Raw genomic sequence first — 24,464 nt, forward strand, 5'->3', positions numbered from 1 at the left:
TAATCTAAATAGATTTTTAATTTAAAATGTAGGTTCAACTATAAAAAGGTATTAAAATGAGAACTGATACAGAAATTATGACTCTGATTTTGCAGATAGCTGATAACTTGAAAGCGGAAGCAGTGGCTTTATCCGGATCGCGGATCAATCCACAGACCCAAAAAGATGAGTTTCAAGATTATGACGTGGTCTATATAGTTGAGAATCTGGAAGAGCTGATTTCAGATTTATCTTGGCTAAACCGGTTTGGTAACCGTCTGATTGAACAGCACAATTTACTTGGTCATCGATACCTTTATCTTATGCTCTTTGAAGATGGCAACCGCATCGATTTGACACTCTGTCCCAAGGAACACATCCAAGAGTGGGTGGACAGCGAGGCAGGTTTCAAAGTCTTAAAAGACGACAAAGGCTTGTTTGAAGCTTATCTACCTAATCCGAAGCGATACTGGACTGCTCCGCCCTCCGAAGAGGAATTTGCAGCATCCTGCAATGAATTTTGGTGGGTATCGACTTATGTCGTCAAGGGCATTCGAAGAAATCAAATGGTCTATGCGGCTGACCACCTCTATAGCATTTGCCAGCAAGAACTTTTGAAGGTCTTGGCTTGGCAGGTAGCAAGTGCTCGGGGTACCGTAGACATCGGAAAGAACTACAAGTATCTCTTTCAATATCTACCAGCGGAGCAAGAGAAGGAGTTCTCTAATCTGCTTGATTTATCTAGTTTAGAGAAGGTCACTCAGTCTTTGTTTTCTACCATGAAGCTATTCAATTGTGAAGCGCAAAAATTGGCAAAAAAGATGGGGTTTGCCTACAATCACATAGAGGCTAAGAAGATGATGGCTTATGCCGAGGAGAAACTGTCGAATCATTGATTCAATCATCTATTTTAAACACCTTAAACTACAGAAAGGACCGTTTAGTTATTTGTAGTAACTGAACACGACCTACATTCTTTTATCATTACACATACTCTACATTCTTTGAAAGGAGTTGAACACGCCCTAAAGGTGTGTGAAGCTCTTGATTCAATCATTTAACAACGTATTTAAAACTACAGAAAGGATCGTTTAGTTATTTGTAGTAACTGAACACGGGACTAATTTCCTAGGAAAAAAGATAAATCGCTTTGGGTTCATGGAACCCTGCATCGATTTCCTATTTTTCTACAGAAATTTTCGGCAAGCCGAAACGTCCCTTTGTATCTTATATGAGTAATATTCAAATCATGTCCCTGGAGGACATCATGGGAGAGCGCTTTGGTCGTTACTCCAAATACATTATTCAAGAACGGGCTCTTCCTGATATTCGGGATGGCTTGAAACCTGTTCAACGGCGGATTCTTTATTCTATGAATAAGGACGGGAATACCCATGATAAGGGCTACCGGAAATCTGCCAAGTCTGTCGGAAATATCATGGGGAATTTCCACCCTCACGGGGATAGTTCCATCTATGATGCCATGGTCCGCATGTCTCAAGATTGGAAAAACCGTGAAATCCTTGTCGAAATGCACGGTAACAATGGTTCAATGGACGGTGATCCACCGGCTGCCATGCGTTATACTGAAGCCCGTCTATCTGAAATTGCTGGTTATCTCCTTCAAGATATCGAAAAGAACACAGTTCCGTTTGCCTGGAACTTTGATGATACAGAAAAAGAGCCAACTGTTTTGCCTGCAGCCTTTCCAAACCTTTTGGTCAATGGGGCTACAGGGATTTCAGCTGGTTACGCGACAGATATTCCGCCTCATAACCTTGCTGAAGTCATCGATGCTGTGGTCTACATGATCGACCATCCATCTGCTAAGGTAGATAAGCTCATGGAGTTTTTACCTGGGCCTGACTTTCCGACTGGTGCCATTATCCAAGGGCGGGATGAGATCAAGAAAGCCTATGAAACAGGTAAGGGACGGGTGGTTGTTCGCTCTAAGACAGAGATTGAGCAACTCAAAGGCGGCAAGCAACAAATTATCGTTACCGAGATTCCTTATGAGATCAACAAGGCTGTCTTGGTTAAGAAAATTGACGATGTCCGTGTCAACAATAAGGTGGCCGGTATTGCCGAGGTTCGGGATGAGTCTGACCGGGATGGTCTTCGCATTGCCATTGAGTTGAAGAAAGATGCCAATGCAGACTTGATCTTGAACTACTTGTTTAAGTACACAGATTTGCAGGTTAACTACAACTTCAATATGGTGGCCATTGACAACTATACCCCACGTCAAGTGGGAATTGTGCCGATTTTGTCTAGCTACATTGCTCACCGTCGGGATATCATTGTCGCTCGCTCTCGCTTTGACAAGGAAAAGGCGGAACGACGCCTCCACATCGTAGAGGGCTTGATCCGCGTCATTTCTATCCTTGATGAAGTCATCGCTTTGATCCGTGCTTCTGATAACAAGGCAGATGCCAAGGAAAACCTCAAGATCAGCTACGATTTTACCGAAGAACAAGCAGAAGCCATTGTTACCTTGCAATTGTACCGCTTGACCAATACGGATATCGTAACCTTGGAAGAAGAGCATGCTAACCTCAAGGAGCAAATTGCGACCTTGGCAGCCATCATTGGGGATGAACGGACCATGTTCAATCTCATGAAGAAGGAATTGCGTGAAGTTAAGAAACTCTTTGGCAATCCGCGTCGCAGTGAGTTGCAAGACACCGCTAAGACGATCGAGATTGATACTGCTAGTCTGATTGTCGAAGAGGAGACATTCGTCAGCGTGACCCGTGCTGGTTATATCAAACGAACCTCTCCTCGTTCTTTCAATGCATCTACAGTGGAAGAAGTCGGTAAGCGAGACGACGATGAATTGATTTTTGTAGAGCCTGCTAAGACTACCCAGCATCTCTTGCTCTTTACCAATTTAGGAAATGCCATTTATCGACCTGTTCATGAATTGGCAGATACCAAGTGGAAGGATATCGGAGAACACCTCAGTCAGACCTTGACCAATTTCGAGCAGGAAGAAGAAATTATTTTTGCAGAGATTGTGGATCAGTTTGAGGGCGTGACCTACTTCGCAGCTACCCAACAAGGCCAAATCAAGCGTTTTGAACGCAAGGAATTGAGCCCATGGCGGACCTATCGTTCTAAATCAACTAAGTACGCTAAACTGAAGGACCAAGAGGACCGTATCGTAGCGGTTGCACCAGTGGTCCTCGAGGACATCATGATCATTACTAAGAATGGTTATGGCCTCCGATTCAATATTGAAGAGGTTCCAGTGGTAGGGGCCAAAGCAGCAGGTGTTAAAGCCATTAACCTCAAAGACGGGGATCAAGTTATGGCCGTCTTTAAGTCAACGACACCAAGCATGTATATCCTGACCCAGCGAGGCAGCCTCAAACGAATGTCACAAGATGATATTCCTGTGACCAGCCGTGCCAAACGTGGCCTACAGGTCCTGCGTGAACTGAAGTCTAAACCACACCGCGTCTTTAAGGCAGGTCCAGTCTTCACTGACCAGGGCGATTTTGATCTCTTTACTAGCCAAGAAGAAGTGGGAGAGCAAGATCAAATTCTTCAGATTACCTCGACAACAGGTCAGGTGACAGAAGTGGATGTTACTCAACTCAGCTTGTCAGAACGAACTAGCAATGGTTCTTTTGTCAATGATCAAATTTCTGATCAAGAAGTCTTTACTGCTAGAATTAAATAAGATAAAAGTCAGCTCTTTTGTAGCTGGCTTTCTTGATTGATAAATTTTCAGAAAATTGCAAACTCCACTTGAAATTCTCATGGAATGGTGTAAAATAGAGTACATGAATAAGTCATCTTCAAAGGTGGCTCTTGCTATTTAGCAAGTCTTGAATGGAAGAAGGAAAATAAATATGACAGTATCACTTGATTGGGAAAATCTTGGATTTTCTTATATGAAATTACCCTATCGATACATTTCTTATTACCGAAATGGAGCCTGGGAGAAGGGAGAGTTATCTGAAGATTCCACTCTTCATATTTCAGAATCTTCTCCAAGTTTGCACTATGGACAGCAAGCCTTTGAAGGATTGAAGGCTTATCGGACAAAGGATGGCAGTATTCAATTATTCCGTCCGGATGAAAACGCTAAACGCTTACAACGGACGGCTGATCGTCTTTTGATGCCTCAAGTTCCAACGGATATGTTTGTGGAAGCTTGTAAAGCAGTAGTGCGTGCCAACGAAGAATATGTCCCACCGTATGGGACTGGTGGAACTCTCTATCTTCGCCCCTTGTTGATTGGGGTTGGAGATATTATCGGTGTGAAACCAGCAGAGGAATACATCTTTACCATCTTTGCTATGCCAGTAGGAAACTACTTCAAAGGTGGCTTGGTCCCAACCAACTTCCTGATTCAAGATGAGTACGACCGGGCAGCACCTCATGGGACAGGTGCAGCGAAAGTTGGTGGAAACTATGCCGCTAGCCTCCTACCTGGTAAATTAGCTAAGTCTCGGAACTTCTCTGATGTGATTTACTTGGATCCAGCGACCCACACCAAGATTGAAGAAGTAGGGTCAGCAAACTTCTTTGGAATTACAGCTGATAATGAGTTTGTCACTCCACTGAGTCCTTCGATCTTGCCATCAATTACCAAATATTCCTTGCTCTACCTAGCTGAGCATCGTCTTGGTTTGACACCAATCGAAGGGGATGTGCCAATTGATCATCTCGACCGCTTTGTTGAAGCAGGTGCTTGTGGAACAGCAGCGGTCATTTCTCCAATTGGTGGAGTTCAACACGGAGATGACTTCCATGTCTTCTATTCAGAAACAGAAGTAGGACCAATTACCCGGAAGCTTTATGATGAATTAACAGGCATCCAGTTTGGTGATATTGAAGCACCAGAAGGATGGATTTTCAAGGTAACTGAATAAACCAAGTATGAGAGAGGCTGGGACAAAAGTCCTAGCCTCTCAATTGTCTTTTGATTGTCGAGCAAGACTCAGTGGTTGAGTGGGCTCTACTACGCTGATTCCATCAGCTTTTACAGCCCTTCTCAACTGTGCGGAGGTTGGACGACGAAATCGAATTCTAACGAATTACCTATTTCTGTCCCACTCTCTCTTTTTTTGCCAGAAGCAAATAGCTGCGAAATGAAATAATTTAATCATTAAACATTTTCGGCTTGCAAGCATGTGAAAAATTTTGTAAAATAAAGGGGTTGAAATGAGGTGGAAGAATGAGTAAGAAAGATAAAAAAATCGAAATTCAAATTGCAGATAGTAAAGTGCTTGTAGGTAAGGAAACCTTTGATGGCTACCAATTAACGATTGGAAAAAAGGCTATTGCTGAGATTGCTGATATGGGTGCTCAGTTTGCTCTTGTGAAAAACGGATCCGTAGATAGTCTTTTTAAATCCCTTGAAAAAGCAGTGGAAAGTGCCATCGAAAATTATAATTTGAACAAATAAGGGGTTGCATTTTCATTTAATCAATGGTATAATTGTGTCTGTTGATTTGCTTGGAGAGATAGCGAAGAGGCTAAACGCGGCGGACTGTAAATCCGCTCCTTCGGGTTCGGGGGTTCGAATCCCTCTCTCTCCATTTCACTTTTGGGGTATAGCCAAGCGGTAAGGCAAGGGACTTTGACTCCCTCATGCGTTGGTTCGAATCCAGCTACCCCAGTTCTAGGTAATATCAGATAAGGTGGTAAAATATCTACTCAGGTATTTTATTTCTTTATATGAAGAAGTCGTTGTAGATCATTTTGATTTCGTTGCGAGTGCTTGCTTAGGAAAAATAATTATAAGTATGTCAAGTTTAGAAAACTTGATTGTTGGAGGATTTTTTAGATGAATGAATTTGAAGATTTGCTAAACAGTGTTAGCCAAGTTGAGCCAGGTGATGTTGTTACTGCTGAAGTTTTGACAGTTGACGCTACACAAGCTAACGTTGCAATCTCTGGAACTGGTGTCGAAGGTGTCTTGACTCTTCGCGAATTGACAAACGATCGTGATGCTGACATCAATGACTTGGTTAAACCAGGTGAAACACTTGAATTGCTTGTTCTTCGTCAAGTAGTTGGTAAAGATACTGATACAGTAACTTACCTTGTATCTAAAAAACGTTTGGAAGCTCGCAAAGCATGGGACAAATTGGTCGGACGTGAAGAAGAAGTTGTTACTGTTAAAGGTACTCGCGCTGTTAAGGGCGGACTTTCAGTAGAATTTGAAGGACTTCGTGGATTTATTCCAGCTTCAATGCTTGATACTCGTTTTGTACGTAACACTGAACGTTTCGTAGGTCAAGAATTTGATGCTAAAATCAAAGAAGTTGACGCAAAAGAAAACCGCTTCATCCTTTCTCGTCGTGAAGTTGTTGAAGCTGCATCAGCTGCAGCTCGCGCTGAAGTATTCGGTAAATTGAACGTTGGTGATGTTGTAACTGGTAAAGTTGCTCGTATCACTAGCTTCGGTGCTTTCATCGACCTTGGTGGTGTTGATGGATTGGTTCACTTGACTGAATTGTCACACGAACGCAACGTTTCACCTAAATCAGTCGTAACTGTTGGTGAAGAAATCGAAGTGAAAGTTCTTGACTTGAACGAAGAAGAAGGTCGCGTATCACTTTCATTGAAAGCTACAACACCTGGACCATGGGATGGCGTAGAACAAAAATTGGCTGCTGGTGATGTCATCGAAGGTACTGTTAAACGTTTGACTGACTTCGGTGCATTTGTTGAAGTATTGCCAGGTATCGATGGACTTGTTCACATTTCACAAATTTCACACAAACGTGTTGAAAATCCAAAAGATGTGCTTAAAGTTGGACAAGAAGTAACTGTTAAAGTTCTTGAAGTAAATGCTGCTGATGAACGTGTATCACTTTCTATCAAAGCTCTTGAAGAACGTCCAGCTCAAGAAGAAGGCGAAAAACAAGAAAAACGTCAACAACGTCCACGTCGTCCAAAACAAGAAAAACGTGACTTTGAACTTCCAGAAACTCAAACTGGATTCTCAATGGCTGACTTGTTTGGTGACATTGAATTGTAATCATACTAAAAAGCTTGCTTAGGCAAGCTTTTTTCACTTGTAAAATGATCGATTTTTTGATATACTATCATAGTTGCCACCCTTAGTGTAATGGATATCACGTAAGATTCCGGTTCTTGAGATGGGAGTTCGATTCTCTCAGGGTGGATGGCGATAGGAGAGCTGAGAGGCTCTCTTTTTTGTTTCTAGGCAAGAAGGAATTTAAAAAGTAGGAGCAGGCCTTCGGGTCTCCTTTTTAATGTTTATAAGATAAAAAAACACCATGTCCTAGACATGGTGTTTGATTATTTGCTTAGTTTTTAGAAGCTGCTTGGAATTCTGGATTCTTCCATGCTTCATCAATAATAGCTTGCAATTCTTTTGCAGATGCTTGCATTTTTTGTGTTTCAGCGTCGTTCAATGGAATATTTACTGGACGAACGATACCGTGGGCACCAACGATAGCTGGTTGACCGATAAAGACGTTTTCGACTCCGTATTGGCCTTCTTGGAAGACTGAAAGTGGAAGTACGGCATTCTCGTCATCAAGGATGGCACGAGTGATACGAGCAAGGGCAACGGCGATACCGTAGTAAGTAGCCCCTTTCTTGTTGATGATTGAGTAAGCAGCATCACGTACAGAGATGAAGAGATCTACAAGGTCAGCTTCATTCAAGTCACGGTTTGCTTGCAACCATTGTTCCAATTTTACACCGGCAACGTTAGCATGTGACCAAACAGCGAATTCTGAGTCACCGTGTTCACCCATGATGTAGGCGTGGACTGAACGTGCATCAACACCAATGGTTTCAGCAAGAGCTTGACGGAAACGAGCTGAGTCAAGAGAAGTACCAGACCCGATAACGCGTTCTTTAGGGAAACCTGAGAATTTCCAAGTAGAGTATGTCAAGACGTCAACTGGGTTTGCAGCTACAAGGAAGATACCGTTAAATCCTGAAGCAACAACTTGCTCAACGATTGATTTATTGATAGCAAGGTTTTTTCCGACGAGGTCAAGACGAGTTTCACCTGGTTTTTGAGGAGCACCTGCAGTAATAACAACGAGGTCAGCATCCGCACAGTCTTCGTACTTAGCAGCATAAATTTTCTTAGGAGAAGTGAAGGCAAGAGCGTGGCTAAGGTCTTCAGCATCACCAACCGCTTTTTCAAACAATTGAGGGATTTCGATGATACCTAATTCTTGTGCGATACCTTGAGTAACAAGTGCAAAAGCGTAAGATGAACCTACAGCGCCGTCACCGACAAGGATAACTTTTTTATGTTGTTTAGTTAAAGTCATTATTCTAAACGTCTCCTTCTATTTTTTTGGGTTTCCCCATTCGCATTTATTCTACCACTTTTACTATTCTTTGTCACGGTTTTACGTTTAATTTGGACGATGTAAACGTTTTTACATTTGTGTTCCGAAGGAGAAAAAAAGTACTAAATGTGTTATAATAGTATGGTGAATTAATTAAAGAGAGGCATTGTTTTAATGCAGGATAATAACTTAGTTGATGTTAATTTAACATCGGAAATGAAGACCAGTTTTATCGATTACGCTATGAGTGTTATCGTGTCTCGGGCTCTTCCTGACGTACGAGATGGTTTGAAGCCAGTTCATCGTCGGATCTTATACGGAATGAATGAACTTGGGGTTACGCCAGATAAACCTCATAAGAAATCTGCCCGTATTACAGGGGATGTTATGGGTAAATATCACCCACACGGAGACTCATCAATCTATGAAGCTATGGTTCGTATGGCGCAATGGTGGAGTTATCGCTACATGCTTGTAGATGGGCATGGTAACTTTGGTTCTATGGATGGAGATGGCGCCGCTGCCCAACGGTATACGGAAGCTCGTATGAGCAAGATTGCTCTTGAAATGCTTCGAGATATCAACAAGAATACAGTTGATTTCACAGATAACTATGATGCCAGCGAACGGGAACCAAACGTCCTTCCAGCTCGCTTCCCTAACTTGTTAGTCAATGGGGCGACAGGGATTGCGGTAGGGATGGCGACAAATATCCCACCGCACAACCTCGGTGAGTCTATTGATGCTGTCAAGTTAATGATGGACAATCCTGATGTGACAACGCGTGAGTTGATGGAAGTGCTTCCTGGACCTGACTTTCCAACTGGAGCCTTGGTCATGGGCAAATCAGGTATTCATAAGGCCTATGAAACAGGAAAGGGCTCGATTGTCTTGCGTTCTCGCACGGAGATTGAAGAGACCAAGACTGGTCGTGAACGCATTGTTGTGACAGAATTTCCTTATATGGTCAACAAGACCAAAGTGCATGAACATATTGTACGTTTGGTCCAAGAGAAACGGATTGATGGCATTACTGCTGTTCGGGATGAATCAAACCGTGAAGGGGTTCGTTTCGTCATTGAAGTCCGTCGCGATGCTTCAGCTAATGTCATCTTAAACAATCTCTTCAAGATGACCCAAATGCAAACCAACTTTGGTTTCAACATGTTGGCCATCCAAAATGGTGTCCCTAAAATTCTCTCCCTTCGTGAGATTTTAGGATCATATATTGAGCACCAAAAAGAAGTAGTGACTCGTCGGACCATCTTTGATAAAGAGAAGGCGGAAGCTCGTGCCCATATCTTGGAAGGACTCTTAATCGCTCTTGATCACATCGATGAAGTGATTAAAATCATCCGGAATAGCCAGACAGATGCAGAAGCTCAAGCTGAATTGATGAGTAAGTTTAAGCTTTCTGAGCGTCAAAGCCAAGCTATCTTGGATATGCGTCTTCGTCGTTTGACTGGTTTGGAACGCGACAAGATCCAAAGCGAATACGATGACCTCATTGCTTTGATTGCTGATCTTGCAGACATTTTAGCTAAGCCTGAGCGTGTAGCTACAATCATCAAGGAAGAATTGGATGAAGTTAAACGTAAATTCGGCGATGCTCGTCGTACTGAGTTGATGGTCGGAGAAGTTCTTTCTCTTGAAGATGAGGACTTAATTGAAGAAACAGACGTTTTGATTACCTTGTCCAACAAAGGCTATATTAAACGCTTGGATCAAGCTGAATTTACCGCTCAGAAACGTGGGGGGCGTGGTGTTCAAGGTACAGGGGTCAAGGATGATGACTTTGTCCGTGAATTGGTTTCTACTAGCACCCATGATCGTTTGCTCTTCTTTACCAATAAGGGACGGGTATATCGTCTCAAAGGCTATGAAATCCCTGAATACGGCCGTACAGCCAAAGGACTTCCGATTGTTAACTTGCTGAAGTTAGATGATGGTGAATCCATCCAGACAATTATTAACGTCGCTCAGGATCGTAGTGAAGACGCCTATCTCTTCTTTACAACGCGTTCTGGACTAGTTAAACGAACCAGTGTGGCCGAGTTTGCCAACATCCGTCAAAATGGCTTGAAAGCTCTTAACCTCAAAGATGAGGATGAGCTAATTAACGTCTTTCTTACTGATGGGAATGCTGACGTTATCATTGGGACTAAATTTGGGTATTCTGTTCGTTTCAAAGAGTCTGTTGTTCGGAATATGGGACGTTCAGCAACTGGTGTCCGAGGTGTCAACCTTCGTCCAGGGGATCAAGTGGTCGGTGCAAGCGTGATTACAGATCAAGATGAAGTTTTGATTATCACTGAAAAGGGATATGGTAAACGCACGCGTGCTGATGAGTATCCAACTAAAGGACGTGGTGGTAAAGGGATTAAAACTGCGAATGTGGCTGAGAAAAATGGTCCTCTTGCCGGTCTCATGACTGTCAAAGGAGATGAGGATTTGATGATTATCACCAATACAGGCGTCATGATTCGTACAAGCGTAGCGAATATTTCTCAAACTGGACGTTCGACTATGGGTGTGAAAGTCATGCGTCTGGATCAAGATGCCCAAATCGTAACCTTTACAACGGTTCAAGCTGACGAAAAAGATGAGTCAGAAACTGAAACGGAAAGTGAAGGGTAGGGTGAACAATGGCTTCAAGAAGAAAAAAGAAGAAAACAAGCTTACGCAATCGCTTGATTAATATCTTTGCTACCTTGCTGATCCTTTTGTCTATCGCTCTGATTTTTAATGCTCCGATTCGGAACATGATCATGGTTTGGCATACCAATCAGTACCAGGTCAACAAGGTATCGAAAAAGACCATCGATAAGAATAAAGAGGCTAAGACTAGCTTTGACTTTAAAGAAGTCAAATCGCTGTCTACAGAATCTGTCATCAATGCCCAATGGCAGGCACAAAAGTTACCTGTTATTGGAGGAATTGCAATTCCAGAATTGAAGATGAACCTTCCGATTTTTAAAGGCTTAGATAATGTGGGGCTTTATTATGGGGCAGGTACCATGAAAGAGAACCAGGTTATGGGGCAAAGGAATTACTCCTTGGCCAGTCACCATGTCTTTGGTTTGACTGGGGCAAATGAAATGCTCTTTTCCCCATTAGAACATGCCAAAGCTGGAATGAAAATCTATATCACTGATAAGGAAAAGGTCTATACCTATGTCATCAATTCTGTTGAGACAGTAACGCCAGATCGGGTCGATGTCATTGCAGATCGAGAAGGGGTAAATGAAATTACTTTGGTGACCTGTGAGGATGCCGCAGCAACTTATCGTACGATTGTAAAAGGTACTTTGGAAACTTCAGTAGATTACTCAAAAGCACCAAAAGATATCCTAGAAGCTTTCACAAAATCTTATAATCAAATGCAATTATAATCAACAAAAAAAGAGGTCCTTGACCTCTTTTTTTCTGTTAATTTTCTGCCAATTTGTAAGAGGATAGTCATAAAATGTTACCTGACTGACATATTTTTGCATGCTTTCTATTTTATAATAGAAGAGTGATAGAAAGAAGCTTGGAGGAACCGAATGCCTACAGAAGATATCTATACTCTGCTAAGAAATTTCTACGGCTTACTGGTCAATGATTTTCCAAAAACGGGACTCATTACCAAGGGAATCTACGAAGTTGAACAGGTCTTTAAAACCATTGAAAACCTTCCTGATGATCAAGAACACTTAATTCGATACGAAATTCGTCAATTCCTAAGGACCTTGGAACAAGTGCAAGAAGGCTATAGAATTAACTTCTCAAATGAAGAAACTCGAATCCTTGAAAACCTAAGAGAAGTAGTTTGTCCTATATAAATTTTATACAGACTCATCCATTTTCCTCCTCAATTGCGAATTATTAATTGAGGAGGTTTTTTATGTATCATATTGTATTTCAAGAAGCTAGTCTTTTACCTAGAGAACGCTTGCTTACAGAAGGCCCTGATAAGCTCAGTAATCAAGAATTGCTGTCCATCTTATTACGGACGGGGAACAAAAATAAAACAGTCTACGAGATCGCACAGGAGCTCTTAGGCTCACTAAAGAGCTTAAAGGAATTGGCTAGTATGAGCTTTCAGGAGCTACAGGAAGTTCCAGGGATTGGGAAAGTAAAGGCAATTGAGCTGTTAGCTGCTATTGAACTTGGGAAACGGATCCAGACTTCCCAAGTGATTGAAACAGAACAAATTATGAGTAGTCAGAAGCTTGCAAAGATGATGCAGCAAAAGATCGGCCATGAGAAACAAGAGCATTTACTGGCCTTGTATCTGAATACCCAGAACCAAATTATCCATCAGCAAGTGATTTTTATCGGAACAGTCAATCGTAGCATTGCAGAACCTCGAGAGATCTTGCATTATGCCATCAAGCATATGGCGACGTCTTTAATCCTTGTTCACAACCATCCATCTGGAATCATTCATCCGAGTAAGAATGATGATGGTGTCACCCAACAAATGATTGAAGCCTGTAATTGTCTTGGAATTGTTTTTCTTGACCATCTGATTGTCTCAACTGATGATTATTATAGCTACCGAGAGGAGACAGACTTATTGGTATAGACAGAAAGAGAGTGGGATAGAAATCGGTCATTCGTTAGAATTCGATTTCGTCGTCCAACCACCGCACAGTTGAGTAGGGCTATAAAAGCTGATGAACTCAGCGTAGTAGAGCCCACTCAAGCACTGCGTCTTGTTCGACAATCCAAAGACAATTGAGAGGCTAGGACTTTTGTCCTAGCCTCATTTTGTCATGTATTTTTGCGCATAAAGTAGAGAAGGGTTTGTAGTTCACTGGTTAGATCGACATATTGGACAACCACATCTTTTGGAACTGTTAAGTGTACTGGGGAAAAGCTAAGGATTCCCTTGATACCAGCTTCAACCAGTACATCTGCAACTTCTTGAGATTTTACACTTGGAACGGTTAAAATGGCTGTTTGAATCTCTTGTCCCTCTAGTTTTTCTTTCAGCGTTGAGATGCCGTAAATCGGAATACCATCTTTACTTTTGGTACCGACTAACTCATGATCATCCGTATCAAATGCCATGACAATTTTCATTTTGTTTCGCTCATGGAAGCGATAGTGAAGAAGGGCACTCCCCATATTTCCAATCCCGACGATAGCAACATTGGTGATGGAGTTATCATTCAAGAGATCAGCAAAGAAGTTCATTAACTTTTTGACATCATAACCAAAACCACGTCGTCCTAGCTCCCCGAAGTAGGAGAAGTCACGACGAACAGTTGCGGAATCAATCCCGATGGCTTCAGCAATCTGTTTTGAATTTGCACGTTCGATTTTCTCTGCATTAAAGCGTTTAAAAATGCGGTAATACAAGGAGAGTCGTTTGGCAGTAGCACGAGGAATTGGATTAGTCTTATCTTGTTTCACAATATCACAACCTTTCAAATCTATTGTATAAAAAGTTTGTGAATAAAGCAACTATCTTCTACTAAAAAAACACCAAAAAGGTGCTTTTCTTTCTTAGTTGGAATTTCTTAAACTCTGATCAAACTGAATCAGATAGCGATAGAAGTCGCCTATCTTTCCAGTAAAAGGTAATGTTTGTCCCTTGTAGGATACGGAAACAACCTGATAGGAATCTGGAAGGGTCACACAGCCTGAAAAAGCTAATAAACAGTGATCCAAATTATCGTAGCTGATCTGACGTTCCTTTTTGTATGCATCCAAATAAGTGAGGACTATGAGACCATTGGTCATTACTTTTCAATCCTTTCAAAGATTTCCCGTTCAACTAGACTATCCATAAGGAAGTAGAATTTTTGTTGGATGATTTTATTTTCTGGATTTTTAAAAATATTCACCAAGCGAAGGCCTGACTTATCAGTAATGTTAATTTTAAATCCTGTTAAATCCTTATTGATGATAATTTTTAGCTTAAAGCCATCCCCGCTGTTTGGAACAGCTTCTAATAAACGATTTAATTCGTAGTTCCCAACCTTTGTTTGTGCAAAGGTATTGTCGCGTAGGGTATATTTTTTAATATTTGGATGGATTGCGTATGTGTAATCGCAGTTTGGTAATGAGACAGATGTTTCAAATGCCATGTAATTCTCCTAAAATTTTGTGAATGGTTGTTATAAAAGTATCGACCTCAGCGGTCGTATTGAATTCGGATAAACTAATGCGAATAGATTCCTTCAATCGATGAGAATCTTCGCCATAATAAGCTGCAAGAACGTGGCTTGGTTGAACAGTTCCTGCTGTACAAGCAGAGCCGGTTGAGACTGAAATTCCTGCCATGTCTAAACGAAGCAGTAGGATATCATTGCTGATACCTGGGAAGCCAATATTTAAGATATGAGGAAGTTTGGAGTCTGTGCAATTCAGATAAAAATCCAGATCCTCTAGGCCAGTTAGGATACGTTCAGATAGGCTCTGAATATACTGGTAATTTGCGTCTAACTGATCAGTTGCTTCTTTGAGGGCTTGAGCCATTCCAGCAATTGAAATCAAGTTCTCTGTACTAGCTCGACGCTTGTCTTCTTGGTCACCCCCGTGTAAGAGATTGAAGAAGTCAGGCTTTCTAGCATAGAGAAAACCAACTCCCTTAGGCCCATGAAATTTATGGGCAGAGGCGGTTAGAAAATCAATTCCTAGCTCTTCAGGGGCTACAGAAAGCTTGCCAACGGCTTGAACAGCATCCACATGAAAAGCAGCAGGATGGTCTTTTAAAAGGTCTGAAATAGCCTTGATGGGCAAGAGATCACCGGTTTCGTTATTGGCATACATGGTGGACACCAAAATAGTATCAGGACGAAGGGCGGCTTGAATATCTTCTGGCCGAATCATTTGATTGACTGGGTGAATAATGGTTACTTCAAATCCATATTCTTGGACCAAATACTCAATCGGTTCCAGAACGGCATGGTGTTCGATAGCCGTGGTGATAATATGCTTGCCTTTCTGTCTGTGTTTGAGACAGTAGCCCTTTATAACAGTGTTATTGCTTTCGGTTCCCCCAGAAGTGAAGGTAATTTGTTGACTAGAGGTTTTTAAACAAGATGCAACGCATTCCCTAGCATCTCTAAGAATCTTTTTTGCTTGGCGACCGTGGGAGTGGAGACTGGATGGATTTCCGAAACTGGATTCCATCGTTTCTGTCATCACCTTGATTACTCCAGGGCTTAGAGGAGTTGTTGCTGCATTGTCAAAATAAATCACGCCATCACCTTATTTCTTGTGGTATGCAAAGAGTGGACTAACAGGTTTACGCTCTTGGATACGAACAAGGGCATCTCCAATCAATTCGCTTGCAGTAATGTATTTTACATTTTTTGGTTTTTGCTCTTTGGTTGCTACAGAGTCTGTAACCAAAATTTCTTTAATCGGTGCTTGGTCTAGCAATTCTGCAGCTCCCTTAACGAAAAGTCCGTGACTAGAAACAGCATAAATCTCAGTAGCGCCATCCCGTTGAACAATTTTTGCAGCCTCAGAGAAGGTTTTTCCTGTATTCAAAATATCATCGATAAGGATTGCTTTTTTGCCTTTAACATCCCCGATGATGTAGCCTTGGTCACGGCTGGCATCATCTTGGGCGTAGTCAATGATGGCAATTGGGGCATCTAGATATTCAGCAAGATTACGTGCTCGTTTCACTCCGGAGTTTTTAGGACTGACAACCACCACATCTGAACCGGTTAAACCTTGTTTGATATAATGATCAGCAAATAGAGGAATCGTGAACAAGTTGTCTACTGGGATATCGAAGAAGCCTTGTACTTGAACTGCATGAAGATCGAGTGTTACAACACGATCTACCCCTGCCTTGACCAACATATTGGCAACCAATTTCGCTGTAATAGGTTCGCGAGGAGCAGCGGTACGGTCTTGACGTGCATAACCAAAGTATGGAAGAACGACGTTAACGGTATGAGCGCTAGCTCGTTGACAAGCATCTACCATGATTAACAATTCCATCAAGTGATTGTTAACAGGGAAGCTGGTAGATTGGATGATATAAATATCGTATCCACGGACACTTTCTTCGATATTAATTTGGATTTCACCATCTGAGAATTGACGTGAAGAAAGCTTTCCGAGTGGGATGCCAGCAACTTCCGAAATTTTTTGTGCAATTTCTTGATTGGAGTTGAGTGCAAAGAGCTTCATATTGTTTTTTTCTGACATGTGTTTGATCCTCATTTAGATATTTTTGTCTAGTCTTATTTTAGCAAAAAAATTCAGTAATTTCAGCTTTTTAGCAAACTTTGAGCTAATCTTGCCACTTTGCTTTTTGCTGGCTTGTATTCAATTTGTTTTTCCTTGAGAAATTCGTGAAAATGAGTTTCATCTGAGGCAGCATCTACCTCCATTTCCAACTCATAGTCCTCAATAGAATTATAACGACTACGGTCAAAGGCTAATAAACCTTTAGGGATTCTTTTCTCACGTCTCTCTGTTTCTAGACTTCCCCAGACATCTAAGGCAACTAGTGGAATTTCTAAAGCAGTGAGAAAGCTTGCAATCTCACCTTTAGGGATTTTTTTATTGGATAAAAAGGATTCTACCTGATCAAAAGTAAGGGCTTGATTGTATTCAAAATGTCCCGCTTCTTGCGGTACTTTAAGGGTTAGCTCAGCCCGATCAGCTAAGGTACGAATTCGCAAGGCCATCTGATGATTCCGGATGGCTTGGTCGGGCGTATCGATATAGTGATTGGTTTGTCGAATAGGAGGTTGTTCCTTGAAAAAATCCTTAAGAGAGTCGTATTCTTCCTTGGTTAGTAAGGTTTTAAATTCAATTTCTAAATGATTCATAGCCACGTCCTTTTCTTTCGTTTGCAAGCTCTTTATGATATAATAATAGATGTGTTTATTTTATACAAAAAACTTTGAGATGACAAGGTGATTCAATGGCGATTGATTGGGAAAATTTTTTAGATCCCTATATCCAAGCAGTTGGTGAGTTGAAGATTAAGCTTCGTGGGATAAGAAAGCAGTATCGCAAACAACAAAAGCATTCCCCAATCGAGTTTGTGACCGGTCGTGTGAAGCCGATTGAGAGTATTCTCGAAAAAATGGAACGCAGAAGTATTTCTGAAGAGAACCTGGCTCAAGATATGCAAGATATTGCTGGTCTGCGGGTTATGGTTCAATTTGTTGATGACGTAGAAGAAGTCCTAGAAGTTCTTCGTAAGCGTCAAGATATGCGAGTGGTGCAGGAAAGAGATTATATTCGTCACAAAAAGTCGAGTGGCTATCGAAGCTATCACGTTGTAGTAGAGTATCCAGTAGATACCATTAATGGCTATGAAACCATTTTGGCAGAGATACAGATTCGTACTCTGTCTATGAATTTTTGGGCCACCATTGAACACTCATTAAATTACAAATATAAAGGAGATTTTCCGGACGAGATTAAAAAGCGTCTTGAAGTCACTGCGAATTTGGCTTATCAACTCGACGAGGAAATGGGCGCCATTCGTGATGCCATTCAGGAGGCGCAAGCCCTTTTTGATCCTATGCATCGTAAATTAAACGATGGTGTCGGAAATAGTGATGATACAGATGAGGACTACAGGTAAGAAGGTTTCGATTATTCGAAATCGAAAACGCCAGAGCGAAGAGGTCTTTCAACAACTTCGTTATAAATTAAAAAAGAATAATTTTATCTTGACTGAAAAACATCCGGATATCGTGGTCTCCATTGGTGGAGATGGCATGTTGCTCTCGGCTTTTCATAAGTACGAGAGTCAATTAGATCGGGTTCGTTTCGTTGGGGTGCATACAGGGCATCTTGGGTTCTATACGGACTATCTAGATGATGAGATTGACAAATTAGTAGAAAATCTTAAGTATGATACAGGTGCCAAGGTATCTTACCCAATCCTGAATGTCAAAGTGACCTTTGAAAATGGCGATACTAAGATTATGCGAGCCCTTAATGAAGCGACTATCAAACGCAGTGACCGAACCATGGTGGCTGACCTAACCATCAATGGCGTTCATTTTGAGCGGTTCAGAGGGGACGGCATTACCGTTTCGACCCCTACAGGCAGTACGGCTTATAACAAATCTTTGGGAGGGGCTGTTCTTCACCCGACCATCGAAGCACTTCAAATTGCAGAAATTGCTAGCCTCAATAACCGTGTGTATCGAACTTTGGGTTCATCGATCATTGTTCCTAAAAAAGATAAGATTGAAATTACGCCAAGCCGGCCTGGTTTTCACATTCTCTCTGTTGATAATTCAACTTATTCGTATCGAAATATCGTCCATATCGAATACCAGATTGATAACCACAAGATCAATTTCGTAGCGAGCCCAAGTCATACCAGTTTCTGGAATCGGGTCAAGGATGCTTTTATTGGAGATATTGACGAATGAGGTTCGAGTTTATTGCAGACGAACACGTCAAGGTCAAAACATTCCTGAAGAAGCACCAGGTTTCAAAGGGGTTATTGGCCAAGATCAAGTTTTCTGGAGGCCAGATTTTAGTAAATGGCATTGAACAAAATGCCATTTATCTTCTCGATATAGGAGATAAGGTAACGATTGATATTCCCTCTGAGGAAGGCTATGAAGCCTTGGAGGCCATTGATCGTGATTTAGAAATCTTGTATGAAGACGATCATTTCTTAGTCCTCAACAAACCGGCAGGAGTGGCATCCATTCCTAGCTCTCTTCATTCCAATACCATTGCAAACTTTGTCAAGGGTTACTACGTTCGAAACCAGTATGAAAACCAGCTGGTTCATATTGTCACCCGTTTAGACAAAGATACCAGTGGGATTATGCTCTTTGCTAAACATGGCTATGCCCATGCCCGATTGGATAAACAACTTCAGGCTAAGACCATTCAAAAACGTTACTTTGCATTGGTAAAGGGGACGGGTGAGTTGGCAAGCAAGGGTGACATCATTGCCCCCATTGCGCGTGATGAAGACTCGATCATTACCCGAAAAGTAGCAAAAGGTGGCAAGTATGCTCATACCAGCTACCAAGTTGTCCAGTCTTTCGGTGATATTCATCTGGTGGATATCCAATTGCATACAGGCCGGACCCATCAGATTCGCGTTCATTTTTCTCATATTGGTTTTCCGCTTTTGGGAGATGATCTTTATGGTGGTTCCTTAGAAGATGGGATCCTTCGACAAGCCTTACATTGCCATTCCTTGGCTTTCTATCATCCTTTTTTGGAAGAAGAACTCCGAATTGAAAGTTCTTTGCCAGATGATTTTAGCCAGGTCTTAAAACAGTTAACAAATATTTAATTTTTTTCAAAGGAGAAACTCATGGAAGTTTTTGAAAACCTCAAAGCCAACCTGGTTGGTAAGAATGCACGTATTGTATTACCAGAAGGTGAAGAACCACGTATTCTTCAAGCAGCAAAACGAATTGTGAAAGAAACAGACGTAACCCCTGTCTTGCTTGGGAATCCGGATAAGATTGGAATTTACCTTGAAATTGAAGGAGTTTTGGATGGATACGAAGTCATCGATCCGCATTCTTACTCAGGTTTTGAAGAGATGGTAACTTCCTTAGTTGAACGTCGCAAGGGTAAAATGACAGAAGAAGAAGCACGCCAAATTTTGCAAGATGATGTCAACTACTTTGGTGTCATGTTGGTACATCTTGGAATTGTTGATGGAATGGTGTCAGGTGCAATTCACTCAACAGCTGCAACCGTTCGTCCAGCACTTCAAATTATCAAAACTCGTCCAAATGTTAGTCGTACTTCAGGTGCCTTCCTCATGGTCCGTGGATCTGAACGTTACTTGTTTGGGGACTGCGCTATTAATATCAATCCAGATGCTGAAGGCTTGGCTGAAATTGCCATCAATTCTGCTATCACAGCGAAGATGTTTGGGATTGATCCAAAAATCGCCATGTTGAGCTATTCAACAAAAGGGTCAGGTTTTGGTGAAAGTGTTGATAAAGTAGTTGAAGCGACCAAAATCGCTCATGAGCTTCGTCCAGATCTTGAAATTGATGGGGAATTGCAATTTGACGCAGCCTTTGTACCTGAAACAGCTGCATTGAAAGCACCAGGAAGTAAGGTAGCAGGTCAAGCCAATGTCTTTATCTTCCCTGGTATCGAAGCAGGTAACATTGGTTACAAGATGGCAGAACGTCTTGGAGGTTTTGCAGCGGTAGGTCCAGTCTTGCAAGGATTGAACAAGCCAGTGAACGACCTTTCCCGCGGATGTAATGCAGATGACGTTTACAAGTTGACCTTGATCACAGCGGCTCAAGCTGTTGAACAATAAGAATAATTTAAAGGAGAGTGGGACAGAAATCGGTAATTGGTTAGAATTCAATTTCGTCGTCCCACCTTCGCACAGTTGAGTAGGGCTGTAAAAGCTGATGAAGTCAGCGTAGTAGAGGCCACTCAACCACTGCGTCTTGCTCGACAATCCAAAGAAAATTGAGAGGCTGGGACTTTTGTCCCAGCCTCTTTTTATTGATAAAGTCAGAATTGTAAAAGTAAAAGTCCATTCTGTGGTATACTAGGAATATGATGGATTTAAAAGATTACGGGATTACCATGTGGGAGGAGAAAAAAATTGCTTCTTTCCGAAGAAAAATATTAGCATGGTATGATGCCAATAAACGGGATCTTCCCTGGAGAAGGACGCAGGATCCTTATAAAATTTGGATCTCAGAGATTATGCTCCAGCAGACACGCGTCGATACGGTTATTCCTTATTATGAGCGTTTTCTTGACTGGTTTCCGACGATTGAGGATTTGGCTAAGGCGCCAGAAGAGAAACTCTTGAAAGCTTGGGAAGGTTTGGGTTATTACTCACGGGTTCGCAATATGCAGAAAGCTGCTCAGCAGATGATGGAAGACTACGGAGGTTTATTTCCATCAACCTATGAGGCTATCTCAAAACTTAAGGGAATTGGACCTTATACAGCCGGTGCTATAGCTAGTATTGCTTTTGGCTTGCCAGAACCAGCAGTGGATGGCAATGTCATGCGGGTCCTAGCCCGCTTGTTTGAGGTGGACTATGATATCGGAATCCCGACCAATCGTAAAATTTTTCAAGCCATGATGGAAATCTTAATCGATCCGGACCGTCCTGGCGACTTTAATCAAGCCTTAATGGATTTAGGCTCTGATATCGAATCACCAGTCAATCCAAGGCCGGAGGAGAGTCCTGTTAAGGAATTTAGTGCAGCTTATCAGAATGGAACCATGGATCGTTATCCCATCAAGGCTCCTAAAAAGAAACCAGTGCCAGTTTATTTAACAGCCTTTATTATAAAGGATAGTCATGGGCGCTACTTGCTGGAGAAAAATGAACGAGAAGGACTCTTGTCAGGCTTCTGGCATTTTCCCTTGATTGAAGTGGATAGCCTAACTGAGAATCTGGGCCAATTGTCTCTACTGGATGGAAAAAAAGAAGTGGAGGACAATCCTGAAATACTTTCTTTTGAACAGGATTATGACTTGGTTATTGATTGGCAAGAGAGATCTTATCCCATCGTCCAGCATGTTTTTTCACATCGCAAGTGGCAGGTTCAACTTCGTTACGGCTTGGTAAAAGAAGGAGAGCAGACAACAAGTGAATCGGCTCTTTGGTTAAGACCAGAAGAATTTTCGGCCTATCCTTTTGCCAAACCCCAGCAAAAGATTTGGACGACTTTTTCGGAAAACGAAGAATGAGAGTGGGACAGAAATCGGTAATTCGTTAGAATTCGATTTAGTCGTCCCGCCTCCGCACAGTTGAGTAGGGCTGTAAAAGCTGATGGAATCAGCGTAGTATAGCCCACTCAACTACTGCGTCTTGCTCGACAATCCAAAGATAATTAAGAGGCTAGGACTTTTGTCCCAGCCTCAATTTTTTCTTATAGATGAGCGAATGCTTTAATTTCTTCTTCTGACATAGAAGAGTCACAACGAACGGTGACTTCACCTGCTTCGACGTGTAAAAATCCTGGTACAGTTGGAATGCCATAGGTTGAACGGAAGGCTTGTAAAGCCTCTAATTGGCTTGGTTCTTCACTATTGATGAAGTAGATATGAGCTTTCGTTTCAGCTACTACAGTTGCTAATTTAGCAGCGAACTTACGGCAATATGGGCAAGTCTTGCGTCCAATAAAGAAGGTTGCTGTTTCTTTTTTGTCGATGGCTTCTTGCGCACGCGCTACAGTGGTTACTTCGAGATCTTTAATATCTACTAAAAATTGTTCCATGAGATTACCTCGCTTTCTTATAAATCTAGTATGCCATAAAGAAAGAAAAAATGCTTAATTTTGATATGAAAAAAGATGAGATAGATTTATCTCATCTTTTCTCTTGCTTATTTTACAAATGCATTGATTTCAGCTTCGATGTTAGCAATCTTAGCTTGTGACTCTTCGTTGCTTTCACCAACAACTGCAATGTAGAACTTAATTTTTGGTTCAGTACCTGAAGGACGAACAGCAATCCATGAACCGTCAGCAAGTGTGTATTTCAATACATCACTTGGAGGAGTCGTCAAGGCTGTTACAGTACCATCAGCGGCAGTAGATGTTTGTGCTTTGAAGTCTTCAGTGATTGAAACGGCTGTTTCGTTAAACTCTTTTGGACCGTTTTCACGGAATTTAGCCATGATCGCTTTGATTTGCTCAGCACCATCGACACCTGAAAGGGTCACAGAAATAGTCTTCTCAGCATAGTAGCCATACTCTTTGTAGATTTCTTCGATACCGTCTGCAAGAGTCAAACCACGAGAGCGGTAGTAGGCTGCAAGCTCAGCAACAACAAGGACAGCTTGGATGGCATCTTTATCACGTACGAATGGTTTGATCAAGTAACCGAAGCTTTCTTCAAATCCCATCATGTATGTGTGATTGTGTTTTTCTTCGAATTCTTGAATCTTTTCAGCGATAAATTTGAAACCAGTCAAGACGTTAAACATGGTTGCGCCGTAGCTTTCAGCAATCTTAGTTACCAAGTCAGTTGATACGATTGATTTGCAGAGTGCTGCATTTTCAGGAAGGGTCCCAGCGTTTTTGTGGGCTTCCAAGATGTACTTAGCCATGATGGCACCGATTTGGTTACCTGAAAGGTTAAGGTAGCTTCCGTCTTTTTGAAGGACTTCAACACCGACACGGTCAGCATCAGGGTCCGTTGCAACAAGAACATCAGCTCCTACTTGGCGACCAAGTTCTTCAGCTAGAGCAAAGGCTGCTTGGCTTTCTGGGTTTGGAGATTTAACAGTAGAGAAGTCTGGATCTGGAGTTGCTTGAGCTTCAACAACTTGAACAGAATCAAATCCTGCTTGAGCAAGAGCACGACGAGCTAACATTTCACCAGTACCGTGAAGTGGAGTGTAGACAATCTTCATGTCTTTACCAAATTCTTCAATCAAAGTAGGGTTGATATTAACATCTTTTACTTCTTTAAGATATTCTGCATCAATCGCTTCACCAATAACTTCGATCAAACCAGAAGCTTTTTCTGCTTCAACATCAGCGACTTCCACAGCAAATGGATTTTCGATCGCACGAATATAGGTTGTCAAAGCATCTGCATCATGTGGAGGCATTTGGCCACCATCTTCACCGTAAACCTTGTATCCATTGAATGGAGCTGGGTTGTGGCTAGCAGTAATCATGATACCAGCAAAACAGTTGAGGTGACGAACCGCGAATGAAAGTTCTGGAGTTGGACGGAGACTTTCAAAAACATAAGATTTAATACCGTGTTTTGCAAGAACTGCTGCTGATTCAAAGGCAAACTCTGGAGAGAAGTGACGGCTATCGTAAGCGATGGCTACCCCACGTTCTTTTTCATTTCCACCCTTTGATTCGATCAAACGAGCCAAACCTTCAGTTGCTTGACGGACTACATAGATGTTAATACGGTTGGTACCGGCACCAATCAATCCACGCATACCAGCAGTACCGAATTCAAGGTTCGTGTAGAAGGCATCTTCTTTGGTTTTTTCATCCATGTTTTCCAAATCGCGACGAAGGTAATCTGGTAGGTCAGCAAAATCAGCCCATTTTTGGAAGTTTTCTTGATAAGTCATGCAAGCGTCTCCTTTTTAATATATAATTAATCGCTCACATTATAGCAAATTTTTTCAGAAAATTCTAGCGATAATTGTAAATCTTTTCAAAAATAAAGAGGGAATTTTGGATAGAAAAAAGGCTGGGACAAAAGTCCTAGCCTCTCAATTATCTTTGGATTGTCGAGCAAGACGCAGTGCTT

At 41.8% G+C, this 24,464-nt stretch carries 23 protein-coding genes and 3 tRNA genes; 17 read left to right on the top strand and 9 right to left on the bottom strand.

The genetic code is table 11. The features are described from left to right. Window positions 1-56: 56 nt before the first annotated feature. From N596_RS02105 to N596_RS02140, 8 genes are all read left to right on the top strand, one after another. Window positions 57-875: an aminoglycoside 6-adenylyltransferase gene (locus N596_RS02105; RefSeq protein ID WP_023023140.1), complete on the top strand. Its 819-nt coding sequence runs from the start codon at window positions 57-59 to the stop codon at window positions 873-875. 335 nt (window positions 876-1,210) lie between these two features. Then, the gene (gene parC / locus N596_RS02110) at window positions 1,211-3,664 is read left to right on the top strand and encodes a DNA topoisomerase IV subunit A (RefSeq protein ID WP_042361402.1); all 2,454 of its coding nucleotides are present in this window, start codon (window positions 1,211-1,213) and stop codon (window positions 3,662-3,664) included. Window positions 3,665-3,836: 172 nt separating this feature from the next. Then, window positions 3,837-4,862 carry a branched-chain amino acid aminotransferase gene (locus N596_RS02115; protein WP_023026777.1) on the top strand — a complete coding sequence of 342 codons (1,026 nt, stop codon included), beginning with the start codon at window positions 3,837-3,839 and terminating at the stop codon, window positions 4,860-4,862. 305 nt (window positions 4,863-5,167) lie between these two features. Continuing rightward, window positions 5,168-5,398, top strand: coding sequence for a DUF2969 domain-containing protein (locus N596_RS02120; RefSeq protein ID WP_023023146.1), 231 nt, complete (start codon window positions 5,168-5,170; stop codon window positions 5,396-5,398). A 52-nt stretch (window positions 5,399-5,450) separates the two neighbouring features. Further along, window positions 5,451-5,531, top strand: a tRNA-Tyr gene (locus N596_RS02125). A gap of 9 nt (window positions 5,532-5,540) precedes the next feature. Beyond that, window positions 5,541-5,612: transfer RNA gene (locus N596_RS02130), tRNA-Gln, on the top strand. Between the two features lie 167 nt (window positions 5,613-5,779). After that, window positions 5,780-6,979, top strand: coding sequence for a 30S ribosomal protein S1 (gene rpsA, locus N596_RS02135; protein WP_006596419.1), 1,200 nt, complete (start codon window positions 5,780-5,782; stop codon window positions 6,977-6,979). A 76-nt stretch (window positions 6,980-7,055) separates the two neighbouring features. Beyond that, window positions 7,056-7,127, top strand: a tRNA-Arg gene (locus N596_RS02140). A 144-nt stretch (window positions 7,128-7,271) separates the two neighbouring features. Here N596_RS02140 and N596_RS02145 read toward each other — a convergent pair. Further along, the gene (locus N596_RS02145; protein ID WP_006596417.1) at window positions 7,272-8,258 is read right to left on the bottom strand and encodes an L-lactate dehydrogenase; all 987 of its coding nucleotides are present in this window, start codon (window positions 8,256-8,258) and stop codon (window positions 7,272-7,274) included. A 195-nt stretch (window positions 8,259-8,453) separates the two neighbouring features. Here N596_RS02145 and gyrA point away from each other — a divergent pair, with 195 nt between their 5' ends. From gyrA to radC, 4 genes are all read left to right on the top strand, one after another. Further along, window positions 8,454-10,916 carry a DNA gyrase subunit A gene (gene gyrA, locus N596_RS02150; protein WP_023026778.1) on the top strand — a complete coding sequence of 821 codons (2,463 nt, stop codon included), beginning with the start codon at window positions 8,454-8,456 and terminating at the stop codon, window positions 10,914-10,916. 8 nt (window positions 10,917-10,924) lie between these two features. Beyond that, complete coding sequence (locus tag N596_RS02155) at window positions 10,925-11,671, top strand: class A sortase (protein WP_023026779.1); 747 nt, start codon at window positions 10,925-10,927, stop codon at window positions 11,669-11,671. A gap of 153 nt (window positions 11,672-11,824) precedes the next feature. Beyond that, the gene (locus tag N596_RS02160; RefSeq protein ID WP_023023152.1) at window positions 11,825-12,103 is read left to right on the top strand and encodes a hypothetical protein; all 279 of its coding nucleotides are present in this window, start codon (window positions 11,825-11,827) and stop codon (window positions 12,101-12,103) included. Window positions 12,104-12,165: 62 nt separating this feature from the next. Continuing rightward, a complete protein-coding gene (radC, locus tag N596_RS02165; protein WP_023023154.1) occupies window positions 12,166-12,849 on the top strand; it encodes a RadC family protein in 684 nt (227 codons plus the stop codon). Between the two features lie 188 nt (window positions 12,850-13,037). Here radC and N596_RS02170 read toward each other — a convergent pair whose 3' ends face one another. The 6 genes from N596_RS02170 to N596_RS02195 all read right to left on the bottom strand — a co-directional run bounded on the left by N596_RS02170 (window position 13,038) and on the right by N596_RS02195 (window position 17,071). Next, entirely contained in the window at window positions 13,038-13,682 is a 645-nt protein-coding gene (locus N596_RS02170; protein WP_042361403.1) for a redox-sensing transcriptional repressor Rex, read from the bottom strand. A gap of 93 nt (window positions 13,683-13,775) precedes the next feature. Then, a complete protein-coding gene (locus N596_RS02175) occupies window positions 13,776-14,012 on the bottom strand; it encodes a DUF4649 family protein (protein WP_023023158.1) in 237 nt (78 codons plus the stop codon). After that, window positions 14,012-14,359 carry a DUF1831 domain-containing protein gene (locus N596_RS02180; RefSeq protein WP_023023159.1) on the bottom strand — a complete coding sequence of 116 codons (348 nt, stop codon included), beginning with the start codon at window positions 14,357-14,359 and terminating at the stop codon, window positions 14,012-14,014. Before N596_RS02180 ends, N596_RS02175 begins: the two co-directional genes overlap by 1 nt. Further along, window positions 14,349-15,476: a cysteine desulfurase family protein gene (locus N596_RS02185; protein WP_023026781.1), complete on the bottom strand. Its 1,128-nt coding sequence runs from the start codon at window positions 15,474-15,476 to the stop codon at window positions 14,349-14,351. The genes N596_RS02180 and N596_RS02185 overlap by 11 nt, the downstream gene beginning before the upstream one ends. 9 nt (window positions 15,477-15,485) lie before the next feature. Then, on the bottom strand, window positions 15,486-16,442 hold the full coding sequence (locus N596_RS02190) for a ribose-phosphate diphosphokinase (RefSeq protein ID WP_042361082.1): 957 nt from the start codon (window positions 16,440-16,442) through the stop codon (window positions 15,486-15,488). A 62-nt stretch (window positions 16,443-16,504) separates the two neighbouring features. Then, window positions 16,505-17,071 carry a CYTH domain-containing protein gene (locus N596_RS02195; protein ID WP_042361407.1) on the bottom strand — a complete coding sequence of 189 codons (567 nt, stop codon included), beginning with the start codon at window positions 17,069-17,071 and terminating at the stop codon, window positions 16,505-16,507. 95 nt (window positions 17,072-17,166) lie between these two features. Between N596_RS02195 and yjbM the strand changes: the two genes are divergently transcribed. From yjbM to mutY, 5 genes are all read left to right on the top strand, one after another. Further along, a complete protein-coding gene (gene yjbM, locus N596_RS02200) occupies window positions 17,167-17,838 on the top strand; it encodes a GTP diphosphokinase (RefSeq protein ID WP_023026784.1) in 672 nt (223 codons plus the stop codon). Beyond that, a complete protein-coding gene (locus N596_RS02205) occupies window positions 17,822-18,640 on the top strand; it encodes an NAD kinase (RefSeq protein WP_308446689.1) in 819 nt (272 codons plus the stop codon). The genes yjbM and N596_RS02205 overlap by 17 nt, the downstream gene beginning before the upstream one ends. Continuing rightward, on the top strand, window positions 18,637-19,527 hold the full coding sequence (locus tag N596_RS02210; protein ID WP_023026786.1) for an RluA family pseudouridine synthase: 891 nt from the start codon (window positions 18,637-18,639) through the stop codon (window positions 19,525-19,527). Before N596_RS02205 ends, N596_RS02210 begins: the two co-directional genes overlap by 4 nt. 21 nt (window positions 19,528-19,548) lie before the next feature. After that, entirely contained in the window at window positions 19,549-20,523 is a 975-nt protein-coding gene (pta, locus tag N596_RS02215; RefSeq protein WP_023026787.1) for a phosphate acetyltransferase, read from the top strand. Window positions 20,524-20,771: 248 nt separating this feature from the next. Then, window positions 20,772-21,926 carry an A/G-specific adenine glycosylase gene (gene mutY, locus N596_RS02220; protein ID WP_023026788.1) on the top strand — a complete coding sequence of 385 codons (1,155 nt, stop codon included), beginning with the start codon at window positions 20,772-20,774 and terminating at the stop codon, window positions 21,924-21,926. 182 nt (window positions 21,927-22,108) lie between these two features. Here mutY and N596_RS02225 read toward each other — a convergent pair whose 3' ends face one another. Both N596_RS02225 and N596_RS02230 read right to left on the bottom strand, forming a co-directional pair. Then, window positions 22,109-22,456, bottom strand: a complete 348-nt coding sequence (locus N596_RS02225; protein ID WP_023026789.1) for a DUF6568 family protein — start codon at window positions 22,454-22,456, stop codon at window positions 22,109-22,111. 107 nt (window positions 22,457-22,563) lie between these two features. Continuing rightward, the gene (locus N596_RS02230; RefSeq protein WP_023026790.1) at window positions 22,564-24,282 is read right to left on the bottom strand and encodes a phospho-sugar mutase; all 1,719 of its coding nucleotides are present in this window, start codon (window positions 24,280-24,282) and stop codon (window positions 22,564-22,566) included. Between the last annotated feature and the right edge of the window lie 182 nt (window positions 24,283-24,464).

The sequence above is a fragment of the Streptococcus ilei genome, assembly GCF_000479335.1.
Classification (GTDB): Bacteria; Bacillota; Bacilli; order Lactobacillales; family Streptococcaceae; genus Streptococcus; species Streptococcus ilei.